The 16825-nt window shown below is 68.5% G+C and carries 18 protein-coding genes and 1 tRNA gene; 7 read left to right on the top strand and 12 right to left on the bottom strand.

Annotated elements, in window-relative coordinates:
- On the bottom strand, positions 1–180 hold the full coding sequence (locus tag KYX69_RS12395) for a DUF465 domain-containing protein (RefSeq protein ID WP_300497745.1): 180 nt from the start codon (positions 178–180) through the stop codon (positions 1–3).
- Positions 181–360: 180 nt separating this feature from the next.
- The gene (locus KYX69_RS12390; protein WP_300497744.1) at positions 361–1254 is read right to left on the bottom strand and encodes a methyltransferase domain-containing protein; all 894 of its coding nucleotides are present in this window, start codon (positions 1252–1254) and stop codon (positions 361–363) included.
- On the opposite strand from KYX69_RS12390, the gene KYX69_RS12385 reads away from it, so the two are divergent.
- The 5 genes from KYX69_RS12385 to KYX69_RS12365 all read left to right on the top strand — a co-directional run bounded on the left by KYX69_RS12385 (position 1253) and on the right by KYX69_RS12365 (position 3639).
- Positions 1253–1984: a ComF family protein gene (locus KYX69_RS12385; protein ID WP_300497743.1), complete on the top strand. Its 732-nt coding sequence runs from the start codon at positions 1253–1255 to the stop codon at positions 1982–1984. The two genes, KYX69_RS12390 and KYX69_RS12385, sit on opposite strands and share 2 nt — an antisense overlap.
- A 31-nt stretch (positions 1985–2015) precedes the next feature.
- Positions 2016–2273, top strand: a complete 258-nt coding sequence (gene grxC, locus KYX69_RS12380) for a glutaredoxin 3 (protein WP_300497741.1) — start codon at positions 2016–2018, stop codon at positions 2271–2273.
- Positions 2270–3094 (top strand): carbon-nitrogen hydrolase family protein, encoded by an 825-nt coding sequence (locus tag KYX69_RS12375; RefSeq protein WP_300497738.1) that lies wholly within the window; start codon positions 2270–2272, stop codon positions 3092–3094. The genes grxC and KYX69_RS12375 overlap by 4 nt, the downstream gene beginning before the upstream one ends.
- Positions 3091–3528: a DUF1178 family protein gene (locus KYX69_RS12370; protein WP_300497735.1), complete on the top strand. Its 438-nt coding sequence runs from the start codon at positions 3091–3093 to the stop codon at positions 3526–3528. The genes KYX69_RS12375 and KYX69_RS12370 overlap by 4 nt, the downstream gene beginning before the upstream one ends.
- A 34-nt stretch (positions 3529–3562) precedes the next feature.
- Positions 3563–3639: transfer RNA gene (locus tag KYX69_RS12365), tRNA-Arg, on the top strand.
- 2 nt (positions 3640–3641) lie between these two features.
- On the opposite strand, the gene KYX69_RS12360 is transcribed toward KYX69_RS12365, so the two are convergent.
- Entirely contained in the window at positions 3642–4271 is a 630-nt protein-coding gene (locus KYX69_RS12360; protein WP_300497732.1) for a response regulator transcription factor, read from the bottom strand.
- Positions 4264–7203 (bottom strand): sensor histidine kinase, encoded by a 2940-nt coding sequence (locus KYX69_RS12355; RefSeq protein ID WP_300497729.1) that lies wholly within the window; start codon positions 7201–7203, stop codon positions 4264–4266. Before KYX69_RS12355 ends, KYX69_RS12360 begins: the two co-directional genes overlap by 8 nt.
- 346 nt (positions 7204–7549) lie before the next feature.
- Between KYX69_RS12355 and KYX69_RS12350 the strand changes: the two genes are divergently transcribed.
- Entirely contained in the window at positions 7550–8380 is an 831-nt protein-coding gene (locus KYX69_RS12350) for an alpha/beta hydrolase (protein WP_300497916.1), read from the top strand.
- A 65-nt stretch (positions 8381–8445) separates the two neighbouring features.
- Here the strand turns inward: KYX69_RS12350 and KYX69_RS12345 are convergent, their stop codons facing one another.
- Positions 8446–8847 (bottom strand): DoxX family protein, encoded by a 402-nt coding sequence (locus KYX69_RS12345; protein ID WP_300497726.1) that lies wholly within the window; start codon positions 8845–8847, stop codon positions 8446–8448.
- A 75-nt stretch (positions 8848–8922) separates the two neighbouring features.
- On the bottom strand, positions 8923–9621 hold the full coding sequence (locus tag KYX69_RS12340) for a pirin family protein (RefSeq protein WP_300497724.1): 699 nt from the start codon (positions 9619–9621) through the stop codon (positions 8923–8925).
- Positions 9622–9737: 116 nt separating this feature from the next.
- Here KYX69_RS12340 and KYX69_RS12335 point away from each other — a divergent pair, with 116 nt between their 5' ends.
- Complete coding sequence (locus KYX69_RS12335) at positions 9738–10661, top strand: LysR family transcriptional regulator (RefSeq protein ID WP_300497721.1); 924 nt, start codon at positions 9738–9740, stop codon at positions 10659–10661.
- A gap of 2 nt (positions 10662–10663) precedes the next feature.
- Here the strand turns inward: KYX69_RS12335 and KYX69_RS12330 are convergent, their stop codons facing one another.
- The 6 genes from KYX69_RS12330 to KYX69_RS12305 all read right to left on the bottom strand — a co-directional run bounded on the left by KYX69_RS12330 (position 10664) and on the right by KYX69_RS12305 (position 16730).
- The gene (locus KYX69_RS12330) at positions 10664–11836 is read right to left on the bottom strand and encodes an alginate export family protein (RefSeq protein WP_300497718.1); all 1173 of its coding nucleotides are present in this window, start codon (positions 11834–11836) and stop codon (positions 10664–10666) included.
- Entirely contained in the window at positions 11833–13392 is a 1560-nt protein-coding gene (locus KYX69_RS12325) for an MFS transporter (RefSeq protein ID WP_300497715.1), read from the bottom strand. The genes KYX69_RS12330 and KYX69_RS12325 overlap by 4 nt, the downstream gene beginning before the upstream one ends.
- Positions 13389–13793, bottom strand: a complete 405-nt coding sequence (locus KYX69_RS12320) for a DoxX family protein (protein ID WP_300497913.1) — start codon at positions 13791–13793, stop codon at positions 13389–13391. Before KYX69_RS12320 ends, KYX69_RS12325 begins: the two co-directional genes overlap by 4 nt.
- Positions 13794–13795: 2 nt before the next feature.
- Complete coding sequence (locus KYX69_RS12315) at positions 13796–15643, bottom strand: amidohydrolase (protein ID WP_300497911.1); 1848 nt, start codon at positions 15641–15643, stop codon at positions 13796–13798.
- Between the two features lie 80 nt (positions 15644–15723).
- Entirely contained in the window at positions 15724–15987 is a 264-nt protein-coding gene (locus tag KYX69_RS12310; protein WP_300497713.1) for a DUF1427 family protein, read from the bottom strand.
- An 83-nt stretch (positions 15988–16070) separates the two neighbouring features.
- Complete coding sequence (locus tag KYX69_RS12305) at positions 16071–16730, bottom strand: hydrolase (protein ID WP_300497710.1); 660 nt, start codon at positions 16728–16730, stop codon at positions 16071–16073.
- Positions 16731–16825: the final 95 nt, after the last annotated feature.

Genomic DNA, 16825 nt, shown 5'->3' with positions numbered 1-16825 from the left:
TTAGTTCCCGGTCACGAGCGTGCGCTTCCAGTGGCCGGCCAGACGGTCCTTGACCGCCAGCTTCAGCTTCTTGAGCCGCAGCAGCCGAAACCCGTCCGGATTGCGTCGCCGCGCTTCGCGGCGAATCTCCTCGTCCAGCTTCCGGTGGACGACGCTCAGACGGTACAACATGCCACTCATCATAATGCCTCCTGTCGATGTGAAATCGATCGGATGGCCGTCAGCGGGTGGATACGGTCAAACAAAGCCCAGCCTGCATCGGGGTCATCCGATGCGGTCCGACATCGCGATCAAGTGGATCGCCAGAGGGGCCCGGTCCGCGCGCTGTTTATGGCTATAACGCGCCATTTTGTCAAGATATCAGGGCTTGGGCCGCAACGCGTCGGCCAGCGACGCGCTGGCGGACCCACGCCGCGCGGGTTTGGGCTGGCTGGGATCGGGGGCCCAGCCGGTGACGAAGATCGCGTCGAACCGCTCGCTGGTCCGCCCCTCGCCATCGGCGCGTGTGGCAAAGGCTTGCGCGGCGCGCGCCACCGCGCTGCGGGTCAGCGGGGCGGGGTCGCGCAGCAGGCTGGTCGCGCCCATGCCGCGCAGGTCGCGCACCAGATCGAACAGGCTGGCATAGCGGACCTCCAGCGTCTCAACATCCGCCACCGGCAGCGCGAATCCGGCGCGGACCAGCAGGTCGCCCGCTGCGCGGACATCAACCTGCGGATGCACCCGCGCCGCCGGCCGGTCGCCCTCCGCCTCCAGCATCACGCTGCGCAAGGTTGCCAGCGTCGACCCACCCAGAAACGCGCCCATGAACAGCCCGTCCGGCCGCAGCGAGCGGCGGATAAGCGCCAGCGCGCCGGGCAGGTCGTTGACGCTGTCGAGCACCCCCGCCGAAACGACGAGGTCATAGGCACCCTCGGGCGAATGCGGCCGGTCCTCATCGGCCTGCACGCCGCCCGATACCGCTGCAAAACGCGCCCCGGCGTCGATCCGCGTGAGGTTCGCGCCGGGCGGCGGGACGAACGCGCCGTCGAAACTGCCCAAATCCAGCACATCCCGAAACTCGCGCCGCACCGCGTCCAGCCGCTCGGCAATCCCGTCGAGCATCCATGCGCGGATGAAGTCGAACCCGGCAAAGCCCGGTGCGGCGCGATCCCGGCGCAGGCGGCGGCGGGTGCGGTCGAAAATCTCGGGCGGGGTGGCGGCGGGGGTCACGGCGCGGCTTGTGCCGCGTCGCGCGCCGCGCGACAAGCGCTGCATGGGGCCACGTCAAATGTTGCTCGACCTGATCGGCCTGGCGCTGCCCCCGCGTTGCCCGGGCTGTGGCGATGTGGTCGATGCCGATCACCGCTTCTGCGCTGCCTGCTGGAGCGGGATGCGTCTGATTGCCCCGCCCTGGTGCGCGACCTGCAACCTGCCGTTCGAGCACGACCGTGGGCCGGATGCGCAGTGCGGCGAATGCCTGGCCGATGCCCCGGTGCATGACGGGGTGCGCGCCGCGGTCGCCTATGGCCCGGCGGCGCGCACGCTCGCGCTACGCCTCAAATATGGCGGGCGCACCGGGTTCGCCGTCACCGCAGGGCGGTTGATGGCGCGCCTCATGCCCGAAGATGCCGAGCTGCTGATCCCGGTGCCGCTGCATCGCTGGCGAATCTGGGGGAGGGGGTTCAATCAGGCGCTGTTGATCGCCCGCGCGCTCGGCACTGCATCGGGCGTGCCGGTCGCGCCCGACCTGCTCCGCCGAATCAAGGCAACCCCGGTGCTGCGCGGCCTCGGCCCGCGCGGGCGCGCCAAGGCGGTTGCGGGAGCCTTCGCGCTCGCTCCCGGAGCCAGGGAAGCCGTTCGTGGAAAGGCGATCATTCTGGTCGACGACGTCCACACCAGTGGCGCAACCACCACCGCCTGCGCCCGCCTCCTCAAGCGCGCCGCCGCGCGCAGCGTGACGATCCTGTGCTGGGCGCGGGTGATCGACGGTGAGGACGCGGATTGACAAGCGCGGTCGCGATCCACAACTCGGGACCATGGCCAAGATCGAAATCTACACCAAGGCATTTTGCGGTTACTGCCACCGCGCCAAGACGCTGCTCGATAGCAAGGGTGCGGACTATGAGGAATTCGACCTCACCATGGGAGGGCCCAAGCGGCAGGAGATGATTCAGCGCGCCAATGGCCGCACCACCGTGCCGCAGATCTTCATCGACGGCGCGCATATCGGCGGTTCCGACGACCTCATGGCGCTGGAGCGTGAGGGCAAGCTGGACGCTTTGCTCAACGCGTGACCCGCGCAGCGATCCTTCAAATGACCAGCGGCATCGATCCGCTGGCCAATGCCCGCACGCTCGTTAATGGCATCGCGTCAGCGGCGGGGGAGGGCGCGGCGATGCTGTTCACCCCCGAAATGTCGGGCCTGCTCGATCGCGATCGTGCGCGCGGCGCGGCGTCGATCGTGGCGCAAGATGACGATCCGGTCCTCGCCGCCGTGCGAGACGCTGCCGCGCGCCACGGCATCTGGGTTCAGCTCGGCTCGCTCGCCCTGCGCGGCGATGACGGCCGCTTCGTCAATCGCGGCTTCGTGATCGACGCGGACGGCGCGATCCGCGCCTCCTATGACAAGCTCCATCTGTTTGACGTCGATCTGCCCACCGGCGAGCGCTGGCGCGAATCCGACGCCTATGCCCCCGGCGACCGCGCGGTGGTGGTGGACACGCCGCTCGGCCCGCTCGGACTGTCGATCTGTTACGACATCCGCTTCCCCGATCTCTACCGCGCGCTGACCGATGCCGGCGCGACGCTGCTCGCCGTCCCCGCGGCTTTCACCCGACCCACCGGCGCGGCGCATTGGCACACGCTCCTGCGCGCCCGCGCGATCGAGGCCGGCGTGCACGTCATCGCCGCCGCGCAGACCGGCACGCACGCCGACGGCCGCAGCACCTATGGCCACAGCCTCGCGATCGACCCCTGGGGCGAAATCCTGCTCGATATGGGCGAACCAGCCGGCCTCGGCTTCGTGGAAATCGACCCCGCGCGCGTCACCGAAGTGCGAAGCCGCGTCCCCGCCATCGCGCATCGCCGCCCGATCCCACCGGTCACCCGCGCATGATCGTGTTCGACCTCAAATGCACCCACGCCCATGTGTTCGAGGCATGGTTCGGCTCGAGCGCCGATTATGAGGACCAGCGCGCGCGCGGCCTGCTCACCTGCCCGATCTGCGGCGACGCCGACATCGCCAAGGCGGTGATGGCCCCCAACATCCCCGCCAAGGGCAACCGCGCGCCCGCCACGCCCGCAGCGGCGATCCCCGACCCCAAAGCGTTGATGGCCGCACTCGCACAGGCTCAGGCCAAAATGCTCGAAGGCTCGCAATGGGTCGGCATGTCCTTCGCCGACAAGGCGCGCGCGATGCATGCGGGCGAGGAAGCCGCCGCCCCGATCCACGGCCAGACCAGCCTGGCCGAAGCCAAGGCGCTGATCGAAGATGGCGTCCCCGTCGCGCCCCTGCCGCTCCCGGTCATCCCGCCGGAGCAGTGCAATTGACCGCGTGGCCCTCTGCTCTTAACCAGCCCGCAGTGTCCCGGTAGCTCAGCAGGATAGAGCAACAGTTTCCTAAACTGCAGGTCGGAGGTTCGAATCCTCTCCGGGACACCATTTCAAAGGTCGATATAGCCGCGTCGCGCCGCGATGATCACCGCCTGGGTCCGGTCGTTCACGTCGAGCTTGGCGAAGATGTTCTTGAGATGCGCCTTGACCGTGTCGGTCGACACCTGCAGCCGCCATGCGACTTGTTTGTTGGGATGGCCCTCGGCGACTAGCTTCAGGATCGCGACTTCGCGGTCGGTCAGGCGTTCGTCGAGCGCGTGCGCGGCGATTTCCTGCGCGATCTCGGCGCTGATCGGACGGCGGCCGGCATGCACCGCGCGGATCGCGTCGATCAATTCGCGGCGGATGCAGCTTTTGAGCAAATAGCCATTCGCCCCGGCCTTGAGCGCGCGCAGCGCCTGGCTGTCGCCGGGATAGGTGGTGAGCACCAGGATCGGCGCGCGCGGCGCGCGGGCGCGGATGCCCTCGATTGCCGCGAACCCGCTGGCACCTGGCATCTGCAGGTCCATCAGCGTGACGTCGGGGTTTAGTTCGGAAAAGCGCGCAATTGCCTCCAAGCCGTCGCTGGCCTCGCCGACCACCGTCATGTCCGCCTGCCGCTCGATCACCGCGACGATCCCCTCGCGCAGCATCGGATGGTCATCGACAACGAGCACCCGGATGGAGCCAGCCTCACTCATCGTCACCTCCACGCGCATAGGCGATCGATGCCGGGACGATCAGCATGACATCGGTGCCGCCGCCCGGGGCGGGCGTGATGCTCAACTCGCCGCCGATCCGGTGGGCGCGTTCGCGCATCGAGGGGAGGCCGAAATGCCCCTCGCGCTGCCCGCTTTGCAGGATCTGCGGCGGGATCCCCACGCCATCGTCGCGAAAGCGGACGCACAGCGCATGCGCACGCCATGCAACCAGGATCGACACCGTCCGCGCCCCGGCGTGCCTGCGGATGTTGAACAGCGCCTCGCCCGCCACATTGGCGACCTCCTCGAAGACAAGGGGGTCGAGGTAACGGGGTTGGCCCTCGCTCTCGACACGGATCGCCAGGTCGGGCGGAAAGCCCTGCTTGCTCACAATATCCAGCAGCCGCTGGTCGAGCGCATCGGAATCGCCGGTCGGCTTGCGCAAGTCGCGCACCCGGTCGCGCGCTTCCTCCAGCACCTCTTCCGCGCGGTCGAGTGCGTCCTCGATCGCACGACGCGGTGCGCCGCGTTTGGGCAGTTCTTCGGCCACCAGATGCAGCCGGAGGATCAACGCCTGTACCGACTGAAGCAGCGTATCGTGCAGTTCGCGCGCGATACGTTCGCGCTCGCGCATCCGCTCGGCCATCTGCGCGCGGATGCCGCGGGCAAGCGCCCGCAGCCGCAGGCGGAACAGCAATGTCGCCAACGCACCCGCTGCAATCAGACAGATCAGCGCGAACAGTGGGGTTTGGATGAACGTAGGCGGGATGGTCAGCGTGACGCTGGTCGGGACCGGATTCCAAACGCCGTCATTGTTCGCCGCCATCACCTCGAACCGGTACCGGCCGGGGCCGAGATTGGTGTAGAATGCCTGACGCCGCTCGCCCGGATCGATCCAGTCGCCATCCACCCCTGTCAGCCGCATGCGAAACCGCACCCGCCCCGGCTCGGCCAGGCTGAGGCCGCTATAATCGATCGCCAACCGGCTGGTCCCGGCTGGCAACGTCAGCGTCACCGGATCGACATGACGCACGCCATTGGCCGTCACCGCGCGGATCGCGACCAGCGGTGGGGTGGTGTTGCGGCCCAGCTTGGTCGGGTCGATCCGGATGACCCCCTGGCGCGTCAGCACCCACAGCCGACCGTCTCCGCCCTGCGTGAGCTGCAACCCGTCCGAGCCTTGCGTGCGGCTGGCAAAGCCATCCTGCTCGTCGAACAGCGCATGGGCGATCGGCGTGCGCGGCGCGCGGAAGGCGCGGTCGAGTTCGGCGGTGCGCATCCGGATCACGCCGCGATTGTTGACCATCCAGGTCATTCCGCCCGACGTCTGGACGATGCCGCGCACGCCGCGCAGCCATGGATGCTGCTCGATCGACAGCCGGTCGAACCCGCGCCTGTTCCACCGCGCAAGGCCGGTGCCGCCGCCGATGATCAGCCCGCCGACGCTGTCATAGACGACCGTCAGGCCGGCGACCCCGATCTGCGCATTGGACCATAGGCGCGTCCGTCCTTCCTCGACCCGCATCACCGCGCGGCGATCGAGGATGATGACCGCGCGCCCCTGTCGGTCGATCACGATATCCTGCGGGCGACGGCGCTCCGGCCCGGGGACGGGAACGTCCCGCCAGCCGGTTGCGCTGGCGATCCCGACACCCCGCCCGAACCGCGCCACCCACAGCTGCCCGCGCCCATCGACCCCGCATCCGAATACTTCGCCGGCGGGCAGCGCGCGCGTGTCGACCGTCCGCCCCTCGCGCATGCGAACCATGCGCCCCGGGCGATCGACCCACAGCCCGCCGCCGGGATCGGCGCACAGCGCCCGTGCGCCGGAAACGTCGCCCGCGACGGCGACCGGCTCCGCCTCTCGGTCGACGCGATACAGCCGGTCGCGGGCGATGAACCAGGTTATGCCCGCCACATCGGTTGCGGTCAGATAGCCGGTCGGGGAACTGCGTGGCGGGCTGGCAAGCGCGACCAGATTGGCCGGACGGAACTGGTCCAGCCCCGCCTCGGTGGCGACCCAGATGCTGCCTTCCCGGTCGCGCAGCACCGCCATCGCCTGATTGGAACTCAGCCCGTGATCGGTGCGAAAAGCCGGGGGCTGCGCCAACGGCCCGGTGGCGGGCGTTGCGATTCGAAAAACCCCACCGGTATAGGTTGTCCCCCACAGCGCGCCGCCCGGTTCGGCGAGCAGCGATGTGTAGCGGATATCGGCCACCGGGGGATACACGCGCGGGTCGGCGGCGCGCGTTGCTCCGGCCGGATAATCGGGCAGCATCCGCGTTCCCGCCTGATCGGCCAGCCAGATGCGCCCGCGCGCATCCTGCGCCATGCTCGCGCCCGCCGCGATGCGCAGCGGAGTCGCCTCGAACCGCGTCGAACCCGGACGCAGGAACAGCAGCCGCGACTGCATGGCCAACCACACCACGCCGTCCCGCGCGACCATCAGGCTTGCGACATGTTCGTTGTCGGGCACACTGCGCCGCGCGTCGATCAATTCCCAGCGGCCATTGGCAAAGCGCTTGAGCGCGCGCCGCCCGCGCCCGCCGACGACCCAGATCGCGCCATCCTGTCCCTCATGGATGCCGGTCACCTCGCCGGGCGGGTCGGGCATGTGCATCCGCACCAGCCGCCCGTCGCGCATCGCCTCGACGCCCGCGCCGCCGGCATAGCCGACCCATAGCTGCCCGCGTCGCGTGACCGTGACCGCGCTGACCGGAATCGCGCCGGGCGGATGGCCGGGGGCCACCGGCACAGCCTCGAAGCTGACGCCATCGAAACGGAACAGCCCCTCATAGGTGCCGAGCCACAGAAATCCGTCCGGCGTCTGCGCCAGCGACTGGACGAAGTCGGGGACGCCGTCGTCGCTGGTCCAGGCGCGGTGGATGAAGCCGTCAAAGCCTGCGGGCGCATCGCGCGCGGCCAGCAACATGGGACAGGCCAGGGCCAAGAGCAGCGCTAACAGCCGATGCCACGCTTGCACGCCCAATCCAATCCCACGCCCCGTGATCGCCAACCCTATCAGCTTGTCGCCCCGCGCGCGACCTACCCAAATGGGTGGCGCTGCATACCTGTGGGGGGATGGTCGTGCGCAGGCGTAACCGGGATGATCGCGCGGCAATCCGCAGCAGGAGCCTGTCATGCCCCCGACCTTCAGCGCGTCTATCGATCTCACCCGGCGCGATCTGCTGACCGCCGCCGCGCTGCTGACCGGTGCGTCCGCGTTGTCAGCCGGCGCGTTACCGGCGCTTGCCGCATCCACCGCAGGAGACCGACGCATGGGTATCATCACCACCAAGGACGGCACCGAAATCTTCTACAAGGACTGGGGGCCGAAGGACGCGCAGCCGATCGTCTTCCACCATGGCTGGCCGCTCTCGGCGGACGACTGGGACAGCCAGATGATGTACTTCCTGCTTAAGGGCTATCGCGTCATCGCGCATGACCGCCGCGGCCATGGCCGATCGACCCAGACCGATACGGGCAACGAGATGGACACCTATGCCGCCGATGTCGCGGCGCTGACCGACCATCTCGACCTCAAGGGCGCAGTGCATATTGGCCATTCGACCGGCGGCGGTGAAGTCGCCCGCTATGTCGCCCGCGCCAAGCCGGGCCGCGTGGCCAAGGCGGTGCTGATCGGCGCGGTGCCGCCGATCATGCTCAAGACTGCCGCCTATCCCGGCGGGCTGCCGATCGAAGTGTTCGACGGCTTCCGTGCCGCATTGCTCGCCAACCGTGCGCAATTCTTCCTCGATGTTCCGACCGGCCCGTTCTTCGGCTTCAACCGGCCGGGCGCAAAGGTCGATCAGGGCGTGATCTGGAACTGGTGGCGTCAGGGCATGGCTGGCGGCACCAAGGCGCATTACGACTGCATCAAGGCGTTCAGCGAGACCGACTTCACCGAAGACCTGAAGGCGATCACCGTGCCGACGCTGGTGATGCATGGCGAGGACGACCAGATCGTCCCGATCGCCGCCTCGGCGCTGCTGTCGGTCAAGCTGCTGAAGCACGGCACGCTCAAGACCTATCCCGGCCTGCCGCACGGCATGTGCACCACCCATGCCGATGTCGTGAATCCCGACCTGCTCGCCTTCATCAAGGGCTGATTGCGCGCACAAGAATGGGCCGGGCCACCCATCGGTGGTCCGGCCCCTTTTGCGTCTGGCGCGCTTCAGTTCTTGTCGAAGCTCAGCCGCCCCGCGCCGAACGCCACGACCTGCAACAGGCCGCCGGCAATGGCGAGGTTCTTGAAGAAGTGGATGAATTCGTTCTGGTCACCCAGCGAGTTGTGGAAGAAAATCGCAGCAGCCACGGTGAACAGCGCGAGTGCGGCGGCGACGATGCGGGTGCGGTAGCCAACGACCAGCAACAGCCCGCCGACGATCTCGACCAGCAACGCGATGGCATAACCGACCTCCGGCAGCGGCAGCCCTGCTGACGCGATATAGCCGATCGTCCCTGCCGGCGCGGTAAGCTTCGACACCCCGCTCAACAGAAAGATCGCGGCGATTGCGATACGGGCAAACAGCGGCAGCACGCCATTGGCGGCGGGCGAAACACGGGTGGTGTTCATGTCATAGTCTCCTGTTCAAAATGCGAAAGAAGGGGTTGGCCGCCGGGCAAGCGATGGCCCGGCGGCCGGGGGTGCTCAGGCCGCGTCGACCAGCACGATTTCGCTGTCCTCGATCGCGGTGACGCGCAGCGTTTCGAGCTCGCTGATCGCCACGCCGTCACGGGCATTGACGCGGAGGCCGTCGATCTCGACCGCACCGGTGGCGGGGACGAGATAGGCCTTGCGCGCGGCGGTGAGCGGGTATTCCGCACTCTCGCCCGCCTTCAGCGTCGCCGCGACGACCCGCGCATCGGTGCGGATCGGCAGCGCGTCGCCGTCGCCGTCATATCCGCTCGCCAGCGTGACGAACTGCCCGGCCCGCTCACCCTTGGGAAAGGGCCGCGCGCCCCAGCTCGGCTTCTCGCCATTGCGGGTGGGGATGATCCAGATCTGGAAGATCTGGGTGACCTCCTCCTCCATGTTATACTCGCTGTGCGTGATGCCGGTGCCGGCGCTCATCACCTGCACGTCGCCCGCTTCGGTGCGGCCCTTGTTGCCCAGATTGTCCTGGTGGGTGATCGCGCCTTTGCGGACATAGGTGATGATTTCCATGTCGCGATGCGGATGCGGCGGGAAGCCGGTCTTGGGCTGGATCGTGTCGTCGTTCCAGACGCGCAGATTGCCCCAATGGACGCGGTTCTCGTCATAATAGCCGGCGAACGAGAAATGATGCTTGGCATCGAGCCAGCCATGATTGTCGCCGCCAAGGCTGTCGAAAGGACGAAGTTCGATCATTGGTCTTCTCCAGGCCGCCGCGCGATTGGTTCGCGGTGGCTACGAAGGCGGAAATAGGCCTTGCCGCTGGCGGTGAAGAGTGGAATAAAATTCACATATTCGTTCGAGAAAGTTGAATGGTTCAGCCTGGCACCCCGACCTATGACCAGCTGCGTATCTTCCTCGCCGTTGCCGATACCGGCAGCTTCGGCGGGGCGGGGCGGCGTCTCAACAGGGCGGTGTCGGTCATCAGCTACGCCATCGCCAATCTCGAGGCGCAGCTCGGCGTCACCCTGTTCGAGCGGGAGGGCGCGCGGAAACCGACGCTGACCGTCGCCGGACAGGCGGTACTAGCGGAGGCGCGCGGGATTGCCGAGGGGATGGACGGCCTCCGCGCCAAGGTGCGCGGATTGCTGGAGGGGCTGGAGGCCGAGGTCAGCCTGGCGGTCGACGTGATGATGCCCGCCGCGACGCTCGGCACCGTGCTGCGCGACTTCCGCACTGCCTTTCCCACCGTCGCGCTGCGGCTGCATGTCGAGGCGCTCGGCGCGGTGACGGCGCTGGTGCTTGAGGGCAAGGCGGGCGTCGGGATCAGCGGCCCGCTCGCTACCGACGCCGATGGCATCGAACTGGTCGCGGCGGGATCGGTCGAGATGATTCCCGTCGCCGCGCCCGACCACCCGCTGGCACAGCTTCATCCGGTCCCGCCGGGGGCAGGGCGGGCGCATATCCAGCTGGTGCTGACCGACCGCTCGCCGCTGACGGCCGGCCGCGATTTTGCCGTGCAGAGCCCGCGCACCTGGCGGCTCGCCGACCTCAGCGCGAAGCACCAGCTGCTGCGCCAGGGCATCGGCTGGGGCAATATGCCGCTGCCGATGGTCGAACCAGATCTGATCGACGGCAGCCTCGTCCGCCTCGCCATGCCCGAAGCACCCGGCGGCGCCTACCGCTTCTGCGCCATCTATCGCCGCGACACGCCCCCCGGCCCCGCGGCAGCGTGGCTGCTCGACCGCTTCGTGGAGGCGGGCGGCGAGGCATCTCCGGGACTTGGCGACATCTGACGTTACAGCGTCAGCGTTGCCTCGACCGCTACGAGCTTTTGTGTAGGCCCACCCAGCGCCGGCCCCGGCCGGAAGCGCGCGATCGCCCCCGTCAGCGACAGGCCCGGTCGCGCGCGCCACTCGGCACCCACCTCGACCTGCGTTCCGATCAGCCGCGCGGACCCGCCCGGCCCGGTCAGGGGCAGGCCCGCCAGATCATAAACGCCATCGCCCCGCCGATGCCGCCAATAGGCGATCGCGGCGGCCGAAACGGTCAGACGCTCGTCAAGCGCAAGTTCGATCCCCGGATGCAGATTGATCATGTTGCGCGGCCCGATCGGCGACAATTCGCCGAAATATTGCGCTTTGGGATAGAGCGGGTCGAAGGTTCCGGCGGTGACATCGTCCGGCGACCGATCGCCGCTGGCGATCGCGGCGCGCAGCCGCAGCGTCAGCGGATCCAGCACCAGCGCGGTCTCACTCGCCAGCGACCATGCGCGAATACGCCGCCCCTCGACCTCACCGCGCTGGCGCATCGCCTCCCAGTTCCAGCGCCACGCCCCCTGCGCGCCATATACCCGCACGCCCAGCGACGCGCGCGCGCCGATCGCCGCGCGCCGGTCGTCGAGCCAGTAGAGATCGACCGACACCGGCCGCCCCGACCATTGCGCCTGGACGCCGTTCAGCCAGCGCGACGGGTCAGCGCGATCGTCGAAATCGCCGCGCCCCACCCGCACCGGGCGCAGCGCCATTGCCAACAGGTTCAGTCGCCCGCGCGACACGGTCAGCATCGCACCCTCGAACGCGCGCGGGACATTTGCGCCATAGCGCCGCCCGACCAGCCGCTCCGACCCGAGTGCGATCAGCGTCCGCCCGGCTCGCAGCGTCACATCGGCGCCGCCGGTGGTCAACGTCAGCGCGGCATGGCCCTGCAACAGGTCGATGCCGGTCGTATCGGTGGGCCCAGGCTCCGGTGCCCCAGCGGCGGCGGTCGCGATCCCCTGCACGAACAGCCGCAACGGCCCAACCTCGACCTGCGCATGCGGAAGCACACGCAGCCAGCGGTCGCTACCGGGCGCGTCGTCCTGCAGCTCCTCGACCCGCACCCGCGCCTCGATCCCGGCATCCAGCGTCAGTGCCTGCGCTGCGGCCGGACCAGGCAGCAGCGCAAGCGCGAGCAGGGCGCCGCGCGTCATCCCGGCGCGATCCAGTGGCGCACCACCGGCGGCTGCGGGCCGAGGTGAAACGCGCGCGCCGCGTCCTGATCGGTGCGGTCGGCATTGGTCACGCGTACATGCTGGCGCAGATGTTCGACCCAGCTCGGCACGGTGAAACTTTCGATCATCAGCCCGGGCATCGCGGCATCCTCGTACAGCCCCCAGCCGCTCGCGCCATCGCGTCGCCGCACGCGCTGCATGGGTGCCATCGCGCGCGCGAATGCGGCGACCTGGTCGGGGTCGATCCGATATTCGATCGTGACCAGCACCGGTCCGCGATCATGCGCGATCTCTCCCGCAACGACCGGCGTCCCCCAGTGCAGCGATGGCGCAAGGTCCAGCGCATCCTCACCCGACAGCGGGAATCGCCACGCTGCGATCAGTGCAACGACGAGGCCACCCGCCGCCGCGAACAGCGCGGCATCGGTCCCGGCCTGGAGTGCGATCGATCCCCACAGCGCCGCGCCCGCCGTCATCGATCCTTGAAAGACGAGCAGGTAGATCGCCAGTGCCCGCGCTTTCACCCATCCCGGCACCGCCAGCTGCGCCGCGCCGTTGAGCGCCGCCATCATCGCGATCCACGCCATCCCCGCCGCAACCAGCACCGGGATCGCCAGCGCCAGTCCCGGCGCCAGCGCCAGCGCAGCAGTCGCTCCGGCAAACAGCAATGCGGCAATGACCGTAAGCGCGTTGACCGGAACGCGCTTGCGCAACCATGGCAACAGCAAAGCGCCCGCGACTGCGCCACAGCCGAGCGCGGTCAGCAATACGCCATAGCCCAGCGCATCCAGCCTCAGCTCGCGCCGCGCCACCACCGGCAGCAGCGCCCACAGCGCACTCGCACACAGGAAGAAGGCAAGCGCCCGGATCAGCACGACCTGCAACGCGGGTGCCCGCACGGCAAAGCGCAGTCCCGCCGCCAGCGCTCCTCCAAAGTGCTCGGGCGGCAGATGATGGTCGCCCGGCGCGCGCCGCCAGCGCCACAGCACGATCAGTACGCCGGTCACCGACACCGCGTTGAGCGCGAACACCGCGCCCGAACCGGCGGCAGCGATGATCACCCCGCCCAGCGCCGGACCGATCGCCCGCGCAATGTTGATCCCGGTCGAATTGAGCGCGACCGCCTGCGTCAGCGCGGCGCGCGGGACCAACTCCGGCACGCTCGCCTGAAACGCCGGCGCACTCATCGCCGCACCACAGGCGAGCGCCACGGTAAAGCCCAGCAGCAACGCCGGTGAGGCCCACCCCGCCAGCGTCACCGCCGCCAGCGCTCCGGCCGCGCATAAGGTCCACAGCTGCGCCCCGATCAGCACCTTCCGCCGATCCACGATATCCGCCAGCGCGCCCGCAGGCAGCGCCAGCAGGAACAGCGGAAACGTCGTCGCCGCCTGCACCAGCGCCACCATCAGCGGGCTGGGCGACAGCGAGGTCATCAACCACGCCGCGCCGACATCGTGCATCCAGGTGCCGATATTCGACACGATCGTCGCCAGCCACAGCGCCCGGAACACCGGGCTCGAAAGCGGCGAACTCACCGGCGCGCGCTCAGACTCGCCGCGAGCATCAGCCCGCCGATGATCGCGACATGCTCGACAAAGATGTTGCGGTGGAGCGCCCACAGCATCGGATCGGCAAAGCTCCAGAAGGGGTGCGCCAGCAAGGTCGCGGCCAGCGTGAACAGCGCCAGTACCCCCGCCGCGATCGCACTGCACCGCCCGACCAGCACCGCGATCCCGCCAGCCAGCTGCACCGCGATCACGAATCCCGCGAACAGCCCCGCCGGAGTCAGCCCGAACTGCTGCATCTCCGCCGTCGCGCCGGTCGGATCAACCAGCTTGGCGATTCCGCTCGTCAGGAACGGCGCAACCAGCGCCAGCCGCGCACTGGCCAGAAACCAGCGGCTCCCGGTGACGCGTTCGATCAGATCCTTGGCCACGCTCAAATCGCCCAGCAACCGCAACCGAACACGCCCCAGAAGCTGCGCGCATCGGCCACCGGTACGTCCGCCCCCAGCGCCGCAGCATGGTCATGCCCATGCACTGCGCATCCGCTGGCACAGCCGCACGCATCTGCGAGCTTCGCGTTGGTCGCGGGCGCCTGATGATAGCCGCCGAAGGTCGCGACCGGCGACCAGTCGGGCATGGGGCGCGGCAGGTCCGGGGCGAGCGGCGCGAAATCGCCGTCGCCATGCACCACCCGCCCGCCGAGCAGGGTCAGCACCGATCGCAGGCGGGCGATATTGCTCTCCGCCACGCCGAAATAATCGTCGCTCAGCACCGCCAGATCGGCGAGCTGCCCCGCCTTGATCTGCCCCTTTTTGCCGACTTCGTTGGAGAACCAGGTGTTGGCTTCGGTCCACAGCCGCAGCGCGCCCTCACGGTCCAGCCGGTTCGCGACCGGGTACAGCGCCGTTCCGCCCACCGTCCGCCCCGTCACCAGCCAGGCGAGCGACACCCACGGGTTGTAGCTCGCCACCCGCGTCGCATCGGTCCCCGCGCCGACCGGCACCCCGCTGCGCAGCATCGCCGCGACCGGCGGGGTCCGCTCCGCCGCACGCGCACCATAGCGATTAACGAATTCCTCGCCCTGATAGGCCATGCGATGCTGCACCGCGATCCCGCCGCCCAGCGCAGCAATCCGGTCGATGCTGCGCTGGCTGATCGTCTCGCAATGGTCGAAAAACCAGTTGAGGCCGTTCAGCGGGATGTCGCGATTGACCTTCTCGAACACGTCGAGCGCGCGGGTAATCGTCTCGTCATAGGTCGCGTGCAGCCGCCACGGCCAGCGCCGCTCGGCAAGCAGGCGGATGACTGGCTCCAGATCCGCCTCCATATTCGGCGGCATTTCGGGCCGCGCGACGCGGAAATCCTCGAAATCTGCCGCCGAATAAACCAGCATCTCGCCCGCGCCATTGTGGCGATAGGTGTCGTCGCCATCGCCGGGCTTCACCTGCGTCGACCAGTTGGCGAAGTCTTTCAACTCCTCCTTCGGCTTTTGCGTGAAGAGGTTGTAGGCGATGCGCAGCGTCAACTGCCCCTCGCGGTGCAGCTCCTCGATGATCGCATAATCGTCCGGGTAATTCTGGAACCCGCCGCCCGCATCGATCACGCTGGTGACACCGAGACCATTGAGCTCGCGCATGAAATGCCGCGTCGAATTCTTCTGATAGTCCGGCGGCAGCTTCGGTCCCTTGGCGAGCGTCGCATAGAGGATCGCGGCATTGGGGTTGGCGAGCAGCAGCCCGGTCGGATTGCCCTTGGCATCGCGCACGATCACCCCGCCCGGCGGGTCGGGCGTGTCCTTGCCATAGCCCACTGCGCGCAGCGCCGCCGCGTTGAGCAGCGCGCGATCATAGAGGTGCAGGATGAACACCGGCGTATCCGGCGCGACCGCGTTGATCTCATCCAGCGTCGGCAGGCGCTTTTCGGCGAACTGATGCTCGGTAAAGCCCCCGACAACGCGCACCCATTGCGGGCTGGGCGTGCGCGCAACCTGTCGCCGCAGCATGTCCATCGCATCGGCCAGCGTCGGGACGCCGTCCCAACGCAGCTCCATGTTATAGTTGAGGCCTCCCCGGATGACATGAATATGGCTGTCGATCAGGCCGGGGATCACCCGCCGCCCGCCCGCGTCGATTATCGCTGCATCGGGACCGACTGCAGCACGCACCTCGGCCTCGCTGCCGACCTTCAGGAACTTGCCATCGCGGATCGCCACTGCCTGCGCGACCGGATTGGCGCGGTCGAGCGTGGTCAACTTGGCATTGACGATGACGAGGTCGTTCATGGATTTGCTCCGGGCAAAGGGGGTGGCGGCGACCAGTGCGCTCGCCGCCGCGCCGGTGATCGCCTCACGGCGGCGGGGCATCATGCGTTCGCCCCGCCATCGTCGCGGGGCGGCGGGGCGGCATGCGGCCCCAGCACCTCACGCGCGCAATCGGTACGCAGCCAGGCGACCACCGGTTCACGCTGCACGATCTTGCGCGCCAGCGGCACGACCTGCTCGCCCAGCAACATGCCGAGCAGCCCCAGCAACGCGATGGCCGGCGGGGCGGGGGAGCGCACGCCGAGCGTCGAATAGATCACGCCAACCAGCGCGCCGACCGCGAGCGAGAGGAGATAGGGCTTCATGCGCGTCATCCTGAACGGGGGGCGCAGGCCGGGCTTGGGGGGCTTGGGGGAGCGCCCGGCCTGCGTCTGGGACAGACGGCTGGTCAGTGGCCGCCTTCCTTCGCGCCGAACATCGCGCCGGCGTAGATGATACCCAGGCCATAGGCGCCGCCCAGCTTCGCGGCGATCCCGGTGGTCAGCGCATAGGTCTCACCGCGCGCCCAGTCGCGCTGCAGCTCGAGCAGATATTGCAGCGACGTCATCGGTACCGCGCCCGCCTGAACCATCCGGTCCATCGCGCGGTCATGCGCCTCGGCCGACACGTCGCCGCACGCGTCGGCGATGACGTAAACCGTATAACCCTGTTCCAACGCCGACAGCGCCGGGCCGACGATGCACACGCTGGTCCACAGCCCGCCCAGCACGATGCGCGGCTTACCGATCGCATTGACGCGGTCGACGACATTCTGGTCCTCCCAGCAGTTCATCGTCGTGCGATCGATCACCTGCGCATCGGGAAAGGCGGAGCTGACCTCATCGAACACCGGGCCGGAAAAGCTCTTTTCGGCGACGGTCGTCACGATGGTCGATACGCCGAACCCGGCGCCGGCCTGCGCCACCAGCGCGGCATTGGTGCGCAGCGCGACGGTGTCGATCGATTTGGTGGCGAACGCCATCTGCGACTGGTGGTCGATCAGGATCAGCGTGTGATCGCCGGGCGTCAGCAGCGTGCTGGCCGGTGCGGCGGTGGCGGTGATGGTCATGCCTTTGGCTCCTCGCTTCGTGCCGGGTCCCACCGGCCGGATTACGAGGATGAGATTAGGCAGCGTCGGATCGCCGCACATCGACCGCTTGGGTC

Source organism: Sphingomonas sp., assembly GCF_030145815.1.
GTDB lineage: Bacteria > Pseudomonadota > Alphaproteobacteria > Sphingomonadales > Sphingomonadaceae > Sphingomonas.
This window is presented reverse-complemented; position numbering and strand designations above follow the sequence as displayed.

What these genes read in the sequence shown, in the direction of transcription:
- KYX69_RS12395 (WP_300497745.1), bottom strand. Translation starts at nt 180, where the DNA reads ATGAGTGGCATGTTGTACCGTCTGAGCGTCGTCCACCGGAAGCTGGAC.
- KYX69_RS12385 (WP_300497743.1), top strand. Translation starts at nt 1,253, where the DNA reads ATGGGGCCACGTCAAATGTTGCTCGACCTGATCGGCCTGGCGCTGCCC.
- KYX69_RS12390 (WP_300497744.1), bottom strand. Translation starts at nt 1,254, where the DNA reads ATGCAGCGCTTGTCGCGCGGCGCGCGACGCGGCACAAGCCGCGCCGTG.
- grxC (WP_300497741.1), top strand. Translation starts at nt 2,016, where the DNA reads ATGGCCAAGATCGAAATCTACACCAAGGCATTTTGCGGTTACTGCCAC.
- KYX69_RS12370 (WP_300497735.1), top strand. Translation starts at nt 3,091, where the DNA reads ATGATCGTGTTCGACCTCAAATGCACCCACGCCCATGTGTTCGAGGCA.
- KYX69_RS12360 (WP_300497732.1), bottom strand. Translation starts at nt 4,271, where the DNA reads ATGAGTGAGGCTGGCTCCATCCGGGTGCTCGTTGTCGATGACCATCCG.
- KYX69_RS12355 (WP_300497729.1), bottom strand. Translation starts at nt 7,203, where the DNA reads ATGTTGCTGGCCGCGCGCGATGCGCCCGCAGGCTTTGACGGCTTCATC.
- KYX69_RS12350 (WP_300497916.1), top strand. Translation starts at nt 7,550, where the DNA reads ATGGGTATCATCACCACCAAGGACGGCACCGAAATCTTCTACAAGGAC.
- KYX69_RS12345 (WP_300497726.1), bottom strand. Translation starts at nt 8,847, where the DNA reads ATGAACACCACCCGTGTTTCGCCCGCCGCCAATGGCGTGCTGCCGCTG.
- KYX69_RS12340 (WP_300497724.1), bottom strand. Translation starts at nt 9,621, where the DNA reads ATGATCGAACTTCGTCCTTTCGACAGCCTTGGCGGCGACAATCATGGC.
- KYX69_RS12335 (WP_300497721.1), top strand. Translation starts at nt 9,738, where the DNA reads ATGGTTCAGCCTGGCACCCCGACCTATGACCAGCTGCGTATCTTCCTC.
- KYX69_RS12330 (WP_300497718.1), bottom strand. Translation starts at nt 11,836, where the DNA reads ATGACGCGCGGCGCCCTGCTCGCGCTTGCGCTGCTGCCTGGTCCGGCC.
- KYX69_RS12315 (WP_300497911.1), bottom strand. Translation starts at nt 15,643, where the DNA reads ATGAACGACCTCGTCATCGTCAATGCCAAGTTGACCACGCTCGACCGC.
- KYX69_RS12310 (WP_300497713.1), bottom strand. Translation starts at nt 15,987, where the DNA reads ATGAAGCCCTATCTCCTCTCGCTCGCGGTCGGCGCGCTGGTTGGCGTG.
- KYX69_RS12305 (WP_300497710.1), bottom strand. Translation starts at nt 16,730, where the DNA reads ATGACCATCACCGCCACCGCCGCACCGGCCAGCACGCTGCTGACGCCC.